This window comes from Nitrosospira sp. CT, assembly GCF_059489795.1.
On the sequence record NZ_JCAHZJ010000078.1, the window covers coordinates 101,719 to 119,164 of the forward strand.

9 protein-coding genes are annotated in these 17,446 nt (G+C 53.9%); 6 read left to right on the forward strand and 3 right to left on the reverse strand.

Annotated features, from left to right (window positions below):
• Positions 1 to 32: 32 nt before the first annotated feature.
• The 3 genes from AC52W5_RS14730 to AC52W5_RS14740 all read right to left on the reverse strand — a co-directional run bounded on the left by AC52W5_RS14730 (position 33) and on the right by AC52W5_RS14740 (position 6,877).
• On the reverse strand, positions 33 to 4,238 hold the full coding sequence (locus AC52W5_RS14730; RefSeq protein WP_495671547.1) for a PAS domain S-box protein: 4,206 nt from the start codon (positions 4,236 to 4,238) through the stop codon (positions 33 to 35).
• On the reverse strand, positions 4,235 to 5,569 hold the full coding sequence (locus AC52W5_RS14735; protein ID WP_495671548.1) for an ABC transporter substrate-binding protein: 1,335 nt from the start codon (positions 5,567 to 5,569) through the stop codon (positions 4,235 to 4,237). The genes AC52W5_RS14730 and AC52W5_RS14735 overlap by 4 nt, the downstream gene beginning before the upstream one ends.
• Before the next feature lie 363 nt (positions 5,570 to 5,932).
• Positions 5,933 to 6,877, reverse strand: a complete 945-nt coding sequence (locus tag AC52W5_RS14740; RefSeq protein ID WP_495671549.1) for a histone deacetylase family protein — start codon at positions 6,875 to 6,877, stop codon at positions 5,933 to 5,935.
• Positions 6,878 to 7,065: 188 nt separating this feature from the next.
• On the opposite strand from AC52W5_RS14740, the gene AC52W5_RS14745 reads away from it, so the two are divergent.
• From AC52W5_RS14745 to AC52W5_RS14770, 6 genes are all read left to right on the forward strand, one after another.
• The gene (locus AC52W5_RS14745) at positions 7,066 to 9,186 is read left to right on the forward strand and encodes a bifunctional diguanylate cyclase/phosphodiesterase (protein ID WP_495671550.1); all 2,121 of its coding nucleotides are present in this window, start codon (positions 7,066 to 7,068) and stop codon (positions 9,184 to 9,186) included.
• A 242-nt stretch (positions 9,187 to 9,428) separates the two neighbouring features.
• Positions 9,429 to 11,576, forward strand: coding sequence for a hypothetical protein (locus tag AC52W5_RS14750; RefSeq protein ID WP_495671551.1), 2,148 nt, complete (start codon positions 9,429 to 9,431; stop codon positions 11,574 to 11,576).
• Between the two features lie 77 nt (positions 11,577 to 11,653).
• Complete coding sequence (locus AC52W5_RS14755; RefSeq protein ID WP_495671552.1) at positions 11,654 to 12,676, forward strand: class I fructose-bisphosphate aldolase; 1,023 nt, start codon at positions 11,654 to 11,656, stop codon at positions 12,674 to 12,676.
• A gap of 23 nt (positions 12,677 to 12,699) precedes the next feature.
• On the forward strand, positions 12,700 to 13,086 hold the full coding sequence (gene crcB, locus AC52W5_RS14760; RefSeq protein WP_074974521.1) for a fluoride efflux transporter CrcB: 387 nt from the start codon (positions 12,700 to 12,702) through the stop codon (positions 13,084 to 13,086).
• 64 nt (positions 13,087 to 13,150) lie between these two features.
• Complete coding sequence (locus tag AC52W5_RS14765; protein WP_074974520.1) at positions 13,151 to 13,468, forward strand: DUF190 domain-containing protein; 318 nt, start codon at positions 13,151 to 13,153, stop codon at positions 13,466 to 13,468.
• Positions 13,469 to 14,016: 548 nt separating this feature from the next.
• On the forward strand, positions 14,017 to 17,409 hold the full coding sequence (locus tag AC52W5_RS14770) for a hypothetical protein (RefSeq protein ID WP_495671553.1): 3,393 nt from the start codon (positions 14,017 to 14,019) through the stop codon (positions 17,407 to 17,409).
• Positions 17,410 to 17,446: the final 37 nt, after the last annotated feature.

Below are 17,446 nucleotides of genomic sequence, written 5' to 3' on the forward strand. Positions count from 1 at the left end.
GCTGGAGGCAACTTGTCTGTCAGACGACGATATTATGCCAATGACTCGATGTACTTATCCACAGCGGCGAATTCCGATTCGAAAGATGGCAATAGCTCATTCAACCGCGTCATGTCACCCGCCTTGCCCGCCTGTTCCATCTGAGCGCACAACTCACCCAATTGCAATGCGCCTACCGAGCGAGCCGAGGACTTAAGCTTGTGTGCGATACCGCCGGCTGTTTTCGCATCACCGGCCTGACACGCTGCTCGCAACTCCTCTGCTGTTTTTCGTGCACTCACCCGAAAATCCTGAAGGAATTCACTGATCACGGCAGGGTCGTTACCTACGAGCTGTTCAAGGATATGGACATCGACAGGTTTTGCCGCAACCGTAGATAGAGCGGGGGCACCGGTAGTAGCAGATTCCCCGGACGTAGCGGGTGCAACATGTATGGCCGTGGCGGAAGGTGCAGGCGCAGTAGAGCTTGGTGGAGCCAGTTCGAGCAATTCAGTGCTGCTGCCGGGAGAAGGAAGCCACTTCTGTAGCACCGCTTTCAAATGCGAGAGCTGCACCGGCTTGCTCAAATAGTCATCCATACCCACCGCACGGCAATGTTCAGCTTCACCCTTGAGTGCATTGGCCGTAATGGCAATAATCGGCTTGCGCGCAGCACCTTGCTCCCCCTCCTTGACACGAATTGCTGCGGTCAATTGATACCCATCGATTTCCGGCATGTGCAAATCTGTCAGCAGCAATGCATAGTTGCCGCTTTCCCAGCGTTTGAGTGCCTCCCCTCCATCCTTTGCAATATCTGCCGCATAACCCAGTAGAGAAAGCTGCTGCCGGATCACTTTCTGGTTGATTTCGCTGTCTTCGGCGACAAGGATAAGCCTGCCTTCACCGAGCGCCTTTTCTCGCGACGGCAATGCCACCGCCTTCACCTCCTCGGAGGGGGGCGCGGGTAATTCCTCCTGCAGTCTTCCGGCGGCGAGTGCGACTGCCCGCAGGAAGGCGTCACGGTGCATGACATCGCCATCCAATGTAACGGTATCGACCTCTTCGGTACGCTCATGCCGCCTGCGCCCGCGACGAATGACGACAAAGCGGGGCTCAATATCAGGCTCGTGATGACCATGCTCGAGGACTACGAAATGTGGATCCAGGTCGGGGCGGGAACGGAAGGCGGCACGCAATTCTTCCAGCGGAGGTGTTTCATGCCCGGCATCTATGACCAGCAGCCACAACCCCGGCGGAAGTACCTCGATTCGCTTGAGGGCGGCTGGCAAATCGATCACTCGCTCTGCAACCGCACCGCTGTATCTCAAATATACGGCCAGATCGTCCGCCAAACCTTTTTCAGCACCGATTACAAGGCAGGAAATCCCGCTGAGATCGATAACCTTATCTTCCATGTGCGAGGAAGGAATGAGGTCAAACGTCAACCGCACAGTGAAAACCGATCCTTCACCCGGAGCGCTCTGCACCCCGATACTGCCTCCCATCAATTGAACCAGATGATGAGTAATCGCCAGACCCAGACCAGTTCCACCGTATCGCCGGGTAGTAGATGTATCTCCTTGGGTAAAAGAGGTGAAAAGCCGCGATTGCACCTCCTCGTTCATACCTATGCCATTATCGGTTATCTCGAACTCCACCGTTACCGTATCCTGGCCGTGATCGACGAGCAGTGCCCGTACTGACACTTGGCCCGGCTCCTGCAATCCGCTGGAAAACTTGATGGCATTATTGGCAAGATTAACGAGCACCTGGCGCAGCCGCAGTGCATCACCGAGGACTTCTTCAGGTATCGCCGGGTCGAGAAACAGGGTGAGTTCCACCGCCTTCCTGGCAGCCAGGCTTTCCAGCATGGCACAAGCCTTTTCCACGACCTTTTCCACGGACATTGGCGCCTGCTCGATTTCCAGTCTTCCCGCTTCGATTTTTGAAAAATCCAGGATATCCTCGATGATTTCCAGCAGGGCAAAAGCCGACTCACGGATGAGATCGACCATCTCCATCTGATAACCGCTCAGGCTGGTTTGCTGCAGCACGTCGGCCATGCCGATCACACCGTTCATGGGAGTGCGTATCTCGTGGCTCATGGCCGCAAGAAAGATTGATTTTGCCTCGTTGGCCTGCTCGGCATCATGCCGGGCCTGTTCGAGGTCCTTGAGAATCCGGATTCTCTCACTGATGTCAATGCCGGACGGAATCAGCTTGATTACCCTGCCTTTATCATCACGCACTGGCACCAGCATGAAATCGATTGTCATCAGATCGCCATTGGCGATATGTATCTCGACGTCATGACGCACGATCTCGCCCGCCAGTGCGCGCCGGATATCCTCGCGGATCTGTTGCCGCACCTCCGGCTTATAGGAAAACCAACTGGTCTCCGACAGGCACTTTCCTATAACATCTTCGCTGCGCAGGTCGCCCACCTCGAGCGCAGTGCGATTGATCTCGACAAGCACTCCGTCGGGCGTCATTTCCCCAACAATCGCGGCCAGGTTATCCACGATGGCGCGAAAGCGCTGTTCGCTGTTGCGCAAAGCCTGCTCGACCCGCTTGCGTTCGCGGATATCGCGCAGCACACCGGTAAAATAACGTTTCCCCCCCACGAAATACTCGCTCACGGCCACATACAGATCGACGAGTTCACCATTCTTGTGGCGGCCTTGGACTTCGCGGCCCATGCCTATGTTATGCACGCCCTCGACTTCCAGCGTCAGAATGTGATCGAATTCACACCGCCCCCTTCCGGTCCGGTAGTATCTCTCAACATATCCCTCATGGCCGCTGCGGAAAGGTTCGGGCATCAGAATGGAAATGGGTTGACCGATTACTTCCTCCCGGGTGTAACCGAAGAGTTTTTCGATAACGGGATTGACCGAGCGTATTATGCTTTTGTCGTCGATCGTAATGATGCAGTCCACCATGTGCTCCACGATCGAACGCATTTCTTCTTCTTTGCTGATAAGCACCGCATTTGCCTGCTCCAGGTCAGCTGTACGTTTGGCAACACGGTTTTCGAGGTTTTGGTTGAGCTGGCGCAAATCTTTTTCAGCTACGTCACGCTGACGATCGCTGGCGGTCAGGCGCTCAGTCATCGTATTGAAGGTGCTGGCCAGCTGACCAATTTCATCCCATCCGGCAACGGGAACACGCTGCTTTAGGTTTCCGCCGGCGATGTGCTGCGCGCTGTGACTGAGGTTTGTCAGTGTAATGACCACGCGGCGGCTGAACAATAAAGCACCCAGCATGGCAGCAATCAGGGTGAGCCCCAGGACTATCAAACTGTAGTTGCGCACTCGGGGAACGAAAGCAAACACTTCCTCCGCATCCATCTTGACCTCGATACCCCAGTTCATGCGCGGCAGATAACGCCAGGCGGCCACGACCTCCTTGGCCCGATAGTCCGTCTTCAATCCTCCTCCTCGCTCCCCATGCAATCCGCTCTGGATCGCAATGGAAAATGGTGGAGTGGCGAGAGGTATCTTGTATTGCAACGCCGCCTTCGGCTCATGCTTGAGTGGCGCGATGACCAATGCGGTGCGATCGTTGAGAAGGCGCGTCACGACCGTTTCACCGCTTGCTCCCAGTCCCACATTATCAGTCACAACCTCGAACACGCGTTCACTGTAGATCTGCAGCGCCAGCACGCCTTCCAGCTTTCCCTGAACAATAATAGGCAATGCCATGAAGGCCGCAATCGCGCCTTTCGAGGGCGGGTAGTATTCGAAATCCGAGACGCCGCTCTGCAAGGTATTGAGTGCAACACGCACAACCCAGGCAAAACCGCTGTTTCGATACGGACCCGTGATCAAGCTCGTCGCAAAATCGGATTCATGGGCCTGGCTGTAGACGATTTCGCCTTGGGGGGAGATGAGGAACAGATCGTAATACCCGGCATCCTCCACGAAGCGCTTGAAGTGTTCGCGATAAAATGCATCCAGTTGACGATAGGCATCGGAGTCCACTCCACTCTTCACGTACACCCCGCTGAAGTCCTGCATAGCCATGCGTGTTGTACTGGTTGTCTGGATCACCCTCGCGTCCAGCAAACGCTCGCGCAGATAGCTGTCGATCTGTTCCGCTTTCATGTCAGCGATCGCTGACACCTGTTGAATTGCGGCCTTTTCCGCCTCGGTCTCAAAGGTACGCAACAGCGCATAACCAATGATCAGGATAGGCAGCACGGAAACGGCTACAAACCAGACAGCAAAACGCTGCGTAAGTGAGGTAAAACGTATCATCGTTTCAACCCTTCGGCCCTCTGGAGTTGCTCCGTGGGTTTTTCCATGAACTGCGTTGTCTGCATCATCAGAGATGTGTTCAGCACCTCCTCCAGCAGGACGTTCCACTCTTCACGCGACCGATAGGATGGGAATGGCGCTGGTTCCAGCGGGCGCGTGGAATCCCACACGATATCGAATTGTCCGTCTTCCCGCACTTTGCCAACCCGAGCCACTTTCCATGCGTGGCGAGTAATCGGATCAAGCGCCACGATCCCCTCCGGAGCAGGAAGGCTCTGACGCAAAATCAATCTTTGTACCTTTGCCAGATTACCCGAGCCTGCCTCTGAGGCAGCCTGAATCCACATGTGCACGTTGACGTAAGAGGCTTCTGTCGGGCTGTCAATAACAGCTTTCTCCCCATAGCGGTCGCGGAACCGCTTGACGAATGCCTGATTCTCTGGCGAAGGAATGGTTTGGAAATAATTCCGGGCAGCATAGTGTCCAGTCATCGGTATCTTGTCCGGTACCGACAGCACTACCTCGGTAACACTGAACGATAATACCGGGATGCTCTCCGCTGTGATTCCCCTCCTGTTCAACGTTTGAAAGAACCCCGCATTATAGGCGCCCGCAATCGTGCTCAATATTAGATCGGGCTGTTGATCCACGATATCCTCTACGAGAGGATCCATGTCTTGGGAACCGAGAGGCAGATAATATTCCCCCGATACGAATCCGCCGTTTGCTGCCAGAACATCCTTGATAAGAATATGCAGGACTCGCGAAAAGATATTATCCGACCCTGCTAGATAGACCCGTTTACCGCTAGGATGTGCATGTTTTCGGTTACCAAGATTTTCCAGGGCCCAGTGCACGGCAGGCATCACCAACTGGTTTGGTGCCGCACCTCCATAAATAATATTTGGCGACTGCTCCATGCCCTCATACCGCAACGCATAAAACAGCAAGTGATCATGCCGTTCCACAACCGGTTTCACGGCGTTCCGGCAGGTAGAAGTCCAGCAACCGAACAACGCCTCTACTCTCTCTTCGAGAATCAGGCGTTCGGCCTCCCGCGCGCAATGAGCCGCGTCTGACCTGCAATCCGCTACCACCGCTTCAATTTTGTGACCCTTAATGCCTCCTGCGGCATTGGCCTCCTCAACGGCCAACTGTATGGCATCGATCAACGGCTTCTCGCTTGCAGCAAGGACCCCGGAGAGGGAGTGGAGCACACCTATCCTGATGCTCGGCTTACTTCCGGCAAGATACTGCCATACCACCCCCGCCGTGATCGCGAGAATGATTAACAGAATCAGGGGAACGCCCAGTTTATGGTTGCCCTTCAATGCCACCCTCTCGGTATGAGCCGGAAAATACCGGGTCTGATCCCTTCATTGCTATTTCCATCATAGACTTGATAGGAGAATAGCGAAACGTCTTCGGGGAAATTCTGTTGAACACGAGGTTTCCTGTTTTCAACCTGATTCTCCTCCTTTTGACCTGTATCCCTCTTCTCCGTTCGCCCTGAATCCTTCGGCAGGCTCAGGGCATGCTTGTAAGGCGCGAATGGAGATCATGATACGCCCGGCTCAGGACATTCCCCATTCCCTTTGACAGGCTCAGGAGATGCTCAAGGAAGGACTTTCAGGTAAACGAAGGGTCAAAGAGGCACCTGGAATATAGGTGTTGGAGGGGCACGTTTTGAGCTGTCAGCCCTCCATAAGGACTTTTATATGTGCTGCCACGCTTCGTCCCAGCGCAGCCAATGCATACCCGCCTTCCAGCACCGATACGATACGTTTCCCGGCATAAACGCGGGCAACCTCTTTGATTTTTTCAGTTACCCACGCATAATCGTCTTCCACCAGATTCAGAGAAGCAAGCTCATCATCGGCATGAGCATCGAAACCAGCGGAAACAAACAACATTTGCGGTTCGAATCTTTCCAGCGCGGGCAGCCAGAATTCATCCACTGCTTTCCGAAATACCTTGCCGTTGCTCCCTGCCGGCAGCGGGATATTGACCATCCGCTCTGAACGGCCTGCGATGCCGCTATAAGGATAGAACGGATGCTGGAATGTCGAGACCATCATGACGCGCGGATCGTGCTGAAAGATATCTTCCGTACCATTGCCGTGATGCACGTCGAAATCCACCACCGCGACCCGTTCCAGAGCATGCGCTTCAAGCGCATGGGCAACCGCTACGGCAATATTGTTGAAGAGGCAGAAACCCATCGGGTGCCCGCGTTCGGCGTGGTGACCCGGAGGACGAATACAGCAAAACGCATTTTCCACCGCCCCTCCAATCACGAGATCAACAGCGAAGGCGGCTGCCCCCGCGGCACGATAAGCTGCTCGCAGGCTGTGGCGGTTCATGGCGGTATCCGGATCGAGGTACGTGAAACCTCCTGAAGCTGCGCGGGAGGCTGCTGCTTGCAGCCTTGCAACATGTTCCTGTGTATGCACACGCTCCAGTTGGCCAATAGTCACCAATGGCGCCGGATAATGTCTCAGCTTCTCCATCAGCCCTGAAGCAGACAGCTCATCCTCGATCGCCTTCAGCCGCGCTGGACTTTCAGGATGATAAAAATCCATTTCGTGCAACAGACAATCCGGATGGGAAATGAAGGCAGTATGGGAAGTGGGTGGCATGGGTTATCTCTCTTGATGTCGTCTCGTTGCTTCTCAGGTGTGTTTTCTGCAAATTGAACCCCTGTCCACTCCGTGCTAATCTCATAACTCAGGAATCCACCGCAGGTTGATAATTCCTTGATGAAACCGTCATCGCGCCCGCGGAGGACATTGTCCTGAAGACGCTGTCTAAAACAATAAGGCGTTCAATGTCTCTCTTTCGACAACTATGGTTAGCCGTTATCCTGGTGACCATCACAAGTTTTACCGGTAGCCTTTTTGTAAGTCTGCTTGGCACACGAAGCTATCTGGAGCAACAGCTTCACCGCAAAAACATCGATAGCGCGAATTCTCTCGCATATTCGATTTCCCAACTCCGCAAGGACCCTATCACCATCGGTCTTCAAATCGCTGCTTTTTTTGATAGTGGCCAATACCAGGCCATTTCCATCACCTCCGCCGATGGCAAGCTGATCACAGAACGCGTGCAGAACAAGATAGAAACGACTGTTCCCGGATGGTTCACTCGTCTCTTTCCAATCAGTGCAACACCGGGTCAAGCCCAGATATCCGACGCCTTACTGCACTTTGGCGTGATCAAGGTGATCAGCCAGGCTCAGTTCGCGCATCAGGCGCTCTGGGAGCAGGCAAAAACCCTGATGCTCTGGTTTCTGGGTGCATCGATCGTATGTGTGCTGATCGGGGCGACGATATTGCAGCGTATCCACAAACCGCTGGCGGAGATGGTCGAGCAGGCCGATGAGATCATGGAACGCCGCTTTCTCACTATTTCAGAACCTCGCATACCGGAACTGCGCAGCCTGGCACGTGCCACGAATGACATGATCAGACGCCTGCATAACCGCGGCATCGAAGAAACCAAGCGTCTGGAAGCTTTGCACAAGCAGATAAACTTTGACCCGATCACAGGCTTGGCCAGGCGGGAGTACTTCATGAACCAGCTTAGCCAGATTTTAATTGGCAGGGAAGAAGGTCATGAAGTAGAACAGAAACCGGGGGCCGCCAGCGAAGTACAGGACATGCCCCAGGATGAGGCCAGCGAGGGAAAATATCACCCTATGGGTGGACATGGTGAAGTTGTCCTGCACGAGGAAAAGACCCTTGCTTCAACTGCAACTGTTGCAGACGCGGCGACAGGACAGATACAAGGACAAATACAAGGCAGGCGTGGAATCTTTTTCCTCATACGCATCAATAATCTGGAAGAGATCAACCGCAAACTCGGCAGAACTGGCGCAAACGAACTGCTTCATCGGGTCGGTTCACTGATTGGCGGCATCACCGAGGAATTCGAGGAGATCGCATCTTCTCCGCCACTCGCTGCGCGCCTGAATGGCTCGGATTTCGCGCTTCTCGCTCCTGATGTCAGTAATGCGACCAAATTTGCCAGGCGATTGTCTGAGGAACTCGCAGCACTCCCGCTGCGTGACGGTGACAGGATCACCGACTTCTGCCATATCGGGGCCGTGCCCTATCAACGCGGCGATACGCTCAGCGAGCTTCTTTCCAGAGCAGACGCAGCACTGGCCACAGCGGAGCAGACCGGAGCAAACGCCTGGCATCTCGCTGCCCGGCCATCAGGACAGGCTTCTCCAGTCTCCCTCAATATCGCCGACTGGCGCCACATTTTCAGTGATGCTTTGACTGCCAACCGCTTCATGCTGGCTTTCCATCCTGTTGTCGATCCCACTGGTGCGGTGCTGCACCAGGAAGGCGTTGCACGCATGCAAGCTCAAGCGGAAGGCGGCTGGCTGGATGCGTCCGACTTTATCAACATCGCCGCTCGCCTGAACATCACGGGTCCCATCGACGTAGCAGTATTGCGCCACGCACTGGAATTCCTGCGATCGAATGCTGGCGAGGTCGCAGTTGATTTATCGATTGAAACAGTCGCGAATCATCGTTTTCGCAATAAGCTTGACGCACTGCTGCGCCAGCATCCCGAACTGTGCCGCCGACTCTGGATCGAAGTGCCGGAGTATGGCGCTTTTCGCAAGTTCGAAGCCTTCCGCGATTCTTGCCATATTTTCGGGCAGCTGGGTTGCCACCTTGGTATCAGGGATTTCGGGCGCCATCTCGACAGCATTCAAAGTCTCGCCGGGGCCGGGCTAAGCTATCTTAAAGTAACCGATAGTTTCATTCACCGCATTAACCAGAATAAAGCGAACCAGAAATTCCTGAAAAATCTGTGCGGGCAAGCTCACGCCTTGGGAATGAAAGCGATCGCGCTGGGCGTCCAAAGTGAAGCCGAGCAAAAGGCATTGATAAAACTGGGTTTCGACGGCATGGCCGGCAGGGCCATAAAATAGCTTTTTGATTCAAAAGGAGGACGTCGTGGACGGGGACATTGGGCTTTGCAGCGTCCAATGTGAAGCAATCCTTTCCCTGGGATGCGGCGTTATTCCTGCAGTCGCCGCAAATTTCATCTTTGGAATGCTTTCCAGTTTCAACGCCATCCGTTCACATATCTTGTAATGCAAACATGCTATGCCTATAAATTCTGTATAAGGACGTAGTGCGGGAATAAAAACAAAAAAATAAAGGAGACACAATGGCTACCACGCACCAATGGAAATTTTTCCGGGCAGGCGGTTTTGATCAGGTACAAATTGATACCGGAGCCGACCTGCTGGCATTAAAAGACCTGGACCAGAAATTGTGGGTAGCGTTGAGCTGCCCTACACGCGGCATAGAATTTGACACGAAAACACTCGACCTGATCGACCATGACGATGACGGGCGTGTGCATGCAAACGAGGTGCTCGCCGCGATCGCGTGGACAGGCAAGCTGCTGAGGAATCCGGACCTGCTGATCAATGGCTCCGGCAGTGTTGCCCTGGCCGATATTGACAACAGCACCGATGAGGGGCAGCAGGTGCTGGCATCGGCACAATACATCTTGAGCAGTCTCGGCAAGCCTGATGCACCTGAAATTTCTCTTGCCGATATGGCTGACATCGAGAAGTTTGTCGCAGGACTGGATTTCAATGGCGATGGGGTAATTACCGCAAGCCAGATTTCCGATGCAGCACTGCGTGCAACCGTGGAAGACATCATGAAGTGCCGTGGATCAACAACCGACGTGAGCGGGAAGCCCGGCATCGATCAGGAAATCAGTGATTCCTTCTTTGCCGAAGTTGCGGACTATTCCGCCTGGCAAGCCAGAGGCGAAAGTGACGACGGTATCCGGTTCCTGGGAGACAAAACGCAGGCAGCGGCAGAGGCCTTCCATGCGGTCAAAGAAAAAATTGATGATTACTTCACCCGCTGCCGGCTGGCCGCGTATGACATACGCTCAGCCGTGCCCTTGAGCCGCTCCGCTGACGACTACAAAGGCATTGCCGCGCAAACATTGTCGGCAAAAAGCGGAGATATCGCCAACTTTCCTCTGGCCACGGTAGAACCGGATAAACCTCTGCCACTGGGATCCGGAGTAAATCCTGCCTGGCAAAAAGAAATCCACGCATTCCGCAGTCTGGTGGTCGTACCATCACTCGGCGAGAAAGCAAATCTATCGGCTCCAGAATGGGAAGAGCTATGCAACAAGTTCGCAGCATTTGAAGCCTGGCAGGCAGACAAGCCTGCCTGCTCTGCCGAGCCTCTTGGAGGCGCACGCTTGCGCGAAATTTCCACCGGCAGGCACAAGGAGGAGATCGACAGGCTGATCAGCCAGGATAAAGCGGTAGAAGGGGAAGTAAAGGCAACCCAATCAGTGGAAAAACTATTGCGCTACAATCGTGACCTGTTCAATCTGGTCAATAATTTCGTATCCTTCCGCAGCTTTTATACAGGCAGGGATAAAGCGCTCTTCCAGGTGGGGACACTGTACCTCGACGGGCGAAGCTGTGATCTGTGCGTAACAGTGGACGACATTGCCAAGCATGCGGAGTTTGCAAGCATGAGCGGGATCTATCTGGCGTATTGCGACTGTATACGTAAGGGTGGCACCGAGAAAATGAGTATTGCAGCTGCCTTTACCGCCGGCGATTCCGATTTCCTGATGATCGGGCGGAACGGCATTTTCTATGACCGAAAAGGCCAGGATTGGGACGCCACGATCGTGCGAATCATCGACCACCCCATCAGCATTCGTCAGGCTTTCTGGTCCCCTTATAAAAAGCTGGTGAAATTCATTAATGAGCAACTGGAAAAAATGGCTAGCCGGAAAGCCGCCGAGGCGGATGAAAAACTGACCGTCGCGGCGGCTGGAATCGCCGTCCCACCGGCCCCTGGCACTCCTCCTCCCCCCTCCGCGCAACCCTTCGATGTAGGCAAATTCGCCGGGATATTTGCAGCAATAGGATTGGCTCTCGGCGCAATCGGAGGTGTCGTTGCTTCCATTGTCACAGGCATACTGGGACTTGAATTCTGGCAGATACCGCTCGCGATCATCGGCCTGATATTGCTGATTTCCGGCCCCGCTATGCTGGTCGCATGGTTCAAGCTGAAAAAACGCAACCTCGGTCCGGTTCTGGACGCAAATGGATGGGCCATCAATGCGCGTGCACACATCAATATTCCGTTTGGAACATCCCTTACCAAGCTCGCCCGCTTGCCGGAAGGGGCGCGCCGCTCGCTGGTGGATCCCTACGAGGATAAAAAAACCGTATGGCCATTCTATCTTTTGACCATCGGAATCCTCATTCTCTTGCTCATCATGTGGCAACTGGGTGTTTTTGGACCGCCGCCCATTCGGTAATCCGGCAATGAGGGTGAAAAATCGCATATCCGGCTACCTGTCCTGGATCTGCACTTGTTTAAGGAGGATAAAAGCTTATGAACATCGATGAACTCAAGTCAGTGGCGGAGGCCATTGTTGCCAGGCAGAAAGGGATTCTGGCAGCGGATGAAAGCAACCCCACCATAAAAAAACGTTTTGCTCCGATCAACGTTGAATCCACCGAGGAAAACCGGCGCCGCTACCGGGAGCTACTTTTCACTGCCGAGGGCATCGAACGCTATATCAGCGGCGTCATCCTGTATGATGAAACGATACGGCAGAGTTCGAAGCACGGAATACCGTTTCCACAGGTACTGTCGGAGCGGGGAATCATACCGGGCATCAAGGTGGATAAGGGTGCGAAGCCGCTGGCGCTGCAACCTGGGAACAAAATCACTGAAGGTTTGGACGGCTTGCGCGACCGGCTGGCGGAATACAAACAGTTGGGCGCAAAATTTGCCAAGTGGCGGGCAGTCATGGAAATCGATGAGCAATCCCTTCCTTCTGCCTATGCCATTCGGGCAAACTGTCACGCTCTGGCTCGCTATGCAGCCCTCTGCCAGGAAGCCGACCTGGTGCCCATTGTGGAACCGGAAGTTCTGATGGATGGCGCGCACGATATCGGACGGTGCGAAAGCATCACCTCCGCCATGCTCGAAACTTTGTTCGGGGAACTCGACGCCCATGGCGTAGTGTTCGAAGGGACGCTGCTCAAGCCCAATATGGTCATTCCGGGAAAGAAATGCGCGCTCCAGGTCAGTTCTCAGCAAGTTGCGGAAGCAACGATCCGCTGCCTGCGCCGTTATGTGCCGGTGGCAGTGCCGGGAGTCGTGTTTCTCTCGGGCGGTCAAAACCCCGAGGAAGCAACCGATAACCTGAATGCCCTGAACATCATGAGGGGAAACTGCCCCTGGCAACTCAGCTTCTCTTATGGCCGGGCACTCCAGGAACCAGTTCTTGCCGCCTGGAAGGGAGAGGAAAAAAATGTGGCTGAAGCACAGCGCGCGTTTTCCAAACGTTGCCAGTTAAATGGCCTGGCGCGGGAAGGACTTTATAACCACTCGATGGAAGATAGCTGAACTTGCGGACACGGGTGTAAGCAATGGGCGTCTATGCATTAACAGCGGTAGGCGCAGGTGCGGCGCTGGGCGCCTGGTTACGCTGGTGGTTTGGGATGACATTAAACCCTCTGTTTCCGACCCTTCCCCTGGGTACTCTCGCCGCCAACCTGACCGGAGGTTATCTTATCGGCGTCGCGATCGAGTATTTTCATCACAACAGCTTTCTCCCGCCCGAGGCAAGGTTGTTTGCCATCACCGGCTTTCTCGGCGGATTGACAACCTTCTCCACCTTTTCAGCCGAAACCGTTACGCTGCTCTTGCGTGGACAATATACCTGGACGTTTGTCATCATATTTTCACACCTTGCTGGCTCTCTCGTGATGACTATACTGGGAATAATGACCATCAAATGGCTGGCCCAGCATTGAAACGGGACTGTCCAAATCCGGGAAAGAATGATACAGGGAATGAGAGGGGCAAACGGAGGAGGATATGCAAGGAGTCTTTCTCAAATTCTACGTAAGCGAATACCGCGAGCATAATGGCATACTGCTGTACGAGTGGCTGCTGGAGCACGCAAAAAAAAGTGGCTTTAATGGCGGTACCGCAACCCGCGCCTTGGCCGGTTTCGGTCGCCATGGCGTATTGCACACAGAAACCTTTCTTGAACTGGCGCCGGACTTACCCGTGGAAGTCAGTTTTGTTCTCAGTAAAGAAGAAGCCGAAGGTTTCATGCATCTGCTGCAAGCAGAAAACATCGACCTTTTTTATGTCAATTTTCCGGTCGAGTTCGGTTTTTTGCCGGAGTAAGTGTAAGTGCTGTCGCAGACAATGCAGTGATAAAAAGAGGTGAGATGCTCTCCTTGCTGCTCGCCTTGTCTGAATCCCCTCCTCTTCCCCATACCAGCCCTATCACCAGCGCAACAATTATGATTTTTATACGCACAGCGGACGTCTCAAAAGGAATGATAAAGTTGTCCAAAAAAGCCCGGCGCAGGAGGCCTGCTGCCGGGCGCGGTGGCGTTTGCTTCTACTACTAATTACATGTACATGACTTTTACTTCTACCTCGTTTACTGCTACTGGAGAAGCTGTCTGATTCCGATCCACCCTTGCTTCCCCGGTTTGCATACTACCAGCTTGAACAGCTTTGCCTATTGGACCAAAGTACAACCCGGGGATATAGCCACGTTTATATATTCGGGCCGCAACGTTCCAAGCCCAGGCATCGATAGCTGGATGGCTGCATACATTCAGCATTTACGGGCATTTGTGCTATACATAATTGCAACTGCCGACTCCCGCAAGCCTTGAAACCGGCCAACCGCCGCTTGCCCCGCCAACTGAAAGGCTCATCACATGGCGGAACAACAGGATGAGAAGCCAAAACTGCCACTCGCCGGAATCTTTGCGCTACTGGCGATGGTCAGCAGTTTTCTCATCTACCAGGAAATCTCACTCCAGACCTCCCGGCCCATCAGCAAGGGAGTCAGTTCCCATGTTTTCGTGGAAGAGGGAATTGTCCAGTCGCGGCTCTGGCAGGACCCATTCGAGGCGGTAGAAGCATATCAGTCCGGTGAAACGAAAATACCGAAGGAGACGGGCGAAGAAACCGATGGCGCGCATCAACTAGCCCCGCTTGTCGAAGTTCTCGCAAAATCCGGCGTCTCCTCCCAACTCCGGGTCCTGCCGGTGTTCGTGGATGGAAGCCCGTACTCTAGTGGCGCGGAAACCAGGCTCAACGATCGTTACGCGATGATATCGGCCTTGGGCGCGGCGGGGTATACGCCGGAATCGGGTGAATACATCCGCTTTTTCATCTGGAATCGCGCAGAAGAGAAAAAGCAGAACGGTCAGCAAGAGATGGCAGCAACCAGGGCTGTCGTAATTCCTGCCGAGCTATTCATTCCCAGGGAAAAACTGGAAAACAAAAAACATGTATTCGTCATATGGCTGAAGGCGCAGGATTTCGGCCGCAATCCGTTCACCTCCTTGAGCGAGTTGATGACGCACCTCGACAGCAAATTCGGTAAATATCGAATAAATCTGACATATGACGTTTTAGGTCCCAGATTCTCCACTGCCCTGCGCGCAATGGTGCAGGAGGTAAAAGACAAATTAGGCGAGGAGACAAGGCAATCCGGGGGGCAATGCCCTTCCTCCCATCCACCACTCGATGCATTGAGGAACGTTCAGTTTTATTCACCCTGGGCGACGGCGGAAGACACGTTTCTGCTTGATGATTCGCCCTACCCAGATAAAAGCAAAGCGGAAAAAGAAGCAGCGGAAGCAATCGACAAGCTCTGCAGCTGTCCCGGCAGAACACTCGCCGGCAATGGCGGTGGCGAACGAACGGAAGCCGTGGAGAATCCCCCGATAGTGGAGCGCCTGTTTTCGTGCGCAGGTATTAAAAACTTTCGCAGGACGATCGGTACAGACGCAGTACTGGCCGAGCACCTGGTTCAGGAACTGAACCGCCGCCAGCTCAGGTTGAAGAATTGTTCGGGAAGCAAATTCGGGAAAGATACAAAAGAATCCTGCGAATTCAAGGTGGCGCTGATTTCAGAGTGGGATACCCTGTATGGACGGGCCCTTCCACGCACCTTTGTGGCAGTAGCGTCAAGTGAAACCGGCTCTGGCAAGTCCGGCCCTGAGCTGGAGGCGGAAATGAACAAGCTGCGTAGAGACGAATGGCCAGAATGGGTGTCGCACCACTCGTATCTTGCAGGGCTTGACGGTGAACTGCCGGCAACGCAAAGCAGCAAAACGGAAGGCAGGAGCAGCGATAAAGATACCGAGGGTATTCTGGCCAAGGGCAAGGCATGGTACGAAGGACGATCGGCGCCGAGCAAGGGAGATGCGAGCCAAAGACCTGAGGGCCGCAGCCAGATCGATTACCTCGTCAGACTGGCGGCAGCGCTGAAACAGGAGGAAATGAGGGATGGGAAATTCAAGGCAATTGGGGTGCTGGGAAGTGATGTCTATGACAAGCTTCTGATTCTTCAAGCGCTTCGCCAGCAGTTTCCAAGCGCCATATTTTTCACGACCGACCTCAATGCCAGGCTCGCCTATCCTGCCCAGTGGGAATTTACCCACAATCTTGTCATCGCCTCACACTTCGGGCTGGAACTGCAACCCGGGCTGCAAATACCCATTCCCCCGTTTAGAGATAGCTACCAGACATCCCTGTTCTATGCAGCTTTGATGGCGCTCGGACATCTCGCCCCTGTTGATGCAGATGAAACGAACTGCTCCGATTGCGTCAGACTGAACACAGAAATGAATAAAGGGAACTGGGATAGCAAGCCGGATAATTTTTTTGCAAATACCGGAACGAGGTTGTACGAGATCGGAAGGACCGGAGCTTTCGATATCAGCATCGATCCTCGCCTGGAGTCGCCGCATTATGCGAGCATCCATCCGACCCGCCCGGACCTGGACGCCTATTCCGACACGCAACGAAACCTCAGGTGGATGGCGGAAGCATTCGCCGCCATCATCATTCTCGTTCTGGGCATCATACTGATCAGTACTAGGTTAGCCGATTTTTTTTACAACCTTGCCATGACTAAATTGTTCTGGGCAAGTTTGATTGTCGCAGTCGGTGCATGCTACGGTCTGGTCAAATGGGTACCCTGGAAGGCGCTGGATGTCGCAGGAAGCGAGCCCTTCGTGTTCACCGAAGGGATCAGCGCATGGCCAACAGCAGCGATCCGCCTGCTTGCACTGCTCATGAGCCTGCTCTTTTTATGGTATTCGTGGCGGAAGATGAAAAATAACGAAAACGTCCTGACGCACGAACTGGATCTCGAAGATAAAGGTACAAGTTTTACCGATACTTCCCTATGTGATCCCGAAAAAGACGTCAGTCACAAGAGGCTTCCATTCAGAATCTTTTCCCACGCCATTCGGCGTATCCTGGGGCTGCATGTCTGGCGTCCACAAAGCACTGAAGAGATCGATGCTGTTCGCCTCTGGCGGGAGTACATCTCCCTTGGAGCCCTGAAAAATTTCGCAATCCGCGGCCTGCCGCAACTGGCAGTCGCATTAAGTTTCGCCTGGCTGATGATGATGCTGTTCGGCTTTCCAAATACGCCCTGCCGGGGTTCCGGCTGCTTCCTGATAAGCAATAGCCTCATCATCATGAGCGGCACGGCGATGATGATACTGATATTTTATGTGGTGGATGCCACAAGGTTGTGCCGGCGCTGGGTCAATTGCATTGCCATGAATAAAATCCATTGGCCTGCCGGCACGCTCGGGAGAATAGCCAGCAAGAGCGGCATCAACAAGGAGAACCTGGATGAATGGCTGGGCATCGAACTGATTGCCGAGCGTACGACTGTCATCGGCAATTTCATCTATTTCCCATTTATCATCATTGTTCTGCTAATCATCGGACGCCATGGCTATATCGATAACTGGAGTTTTCCCGCCTCGCTGGTCATTATCTTCTCCCTCAATGCGATACTCGTTGTCGGGAATGCGCTGGCGTTGCGAAGATCGGCCGAAAAAGCCCGGCACGAGGCCATCAGGCGTCTGGAGAGCAGGCTGATCCAGCTATCTGGCCAGACACCGGAAGAAATAAAGCAGAGGCAGCAGATCGAATGGGCAACTCACACGATCAAAAATAACAAAAGAGGAGCCTTCCTCCCCTTCACCCAGCACCCGATATTCGGGGCGGCAATCGCATTGCCGTCCGGCGGCTACGGACTTCTACTCCTGCTGGAATATTTTGCGACCGGGCAGTAATAGCCCCGAGAGTGGGAGGGATGAGATGAGATTCCAC

Coding starts and splice junctions, on each gene's coding strand:
- AC52W5_RS14770 (WP_495671553.1), top strand. CDS start 14,017: ATGGCGGAACAACAGGATGAGAAGCCAAAACTGCCACTCGCCGGAATC.
- AC52W5_RS14740 (WP_495671549.1), bottom strand. CDS start 6,877: ATGCCACCCACTTCCCATACTGCCTTCATTTCCCATCCGGATTGTCTG.
- AC52W5_RS14765 (WP_074974520.1), top strand. CDS start 13,151: ATGCAAGGAGTCTTTCTCAAATTCTACGTAAGCGAATACCGCGAGCAT.
- crcB (WP_074974521.1), top strand. CDS start 12,700: ATGGGCGTCTATGCATTAACAGCGGTAGGCGCAGGTGCGGCGCTGGGC.
- AC52W5_RS14730 (WP_495671547.1), bottom strand. CDS start 4,238: ATGATACGTTTTACCTCACTTACGCAGCGTTTTGCTGTCTGGTTTGTA.
- AC52W5_RS14750 (WP_495671551.1), top strand. CDS start 9,429: ATGGCTACCACGCACCAATGGAAATTTTTCCGGGCAGGCGGTTTTGAT.
- AC52W5_RS14745 (WP_495671550.1), top strand. CDS start 7,066: ATGTCTCTCTTTCGACAACTATGGTTAGCCGTTATCCTGGTGACCATC.
- AC52W5_RS14755 (WP_495671552.1), top strand. CDS start 11,654: ATGAACATCGATGAACTCAAGTCAGTGGCGGAGGCCATTGTTGCCAGG.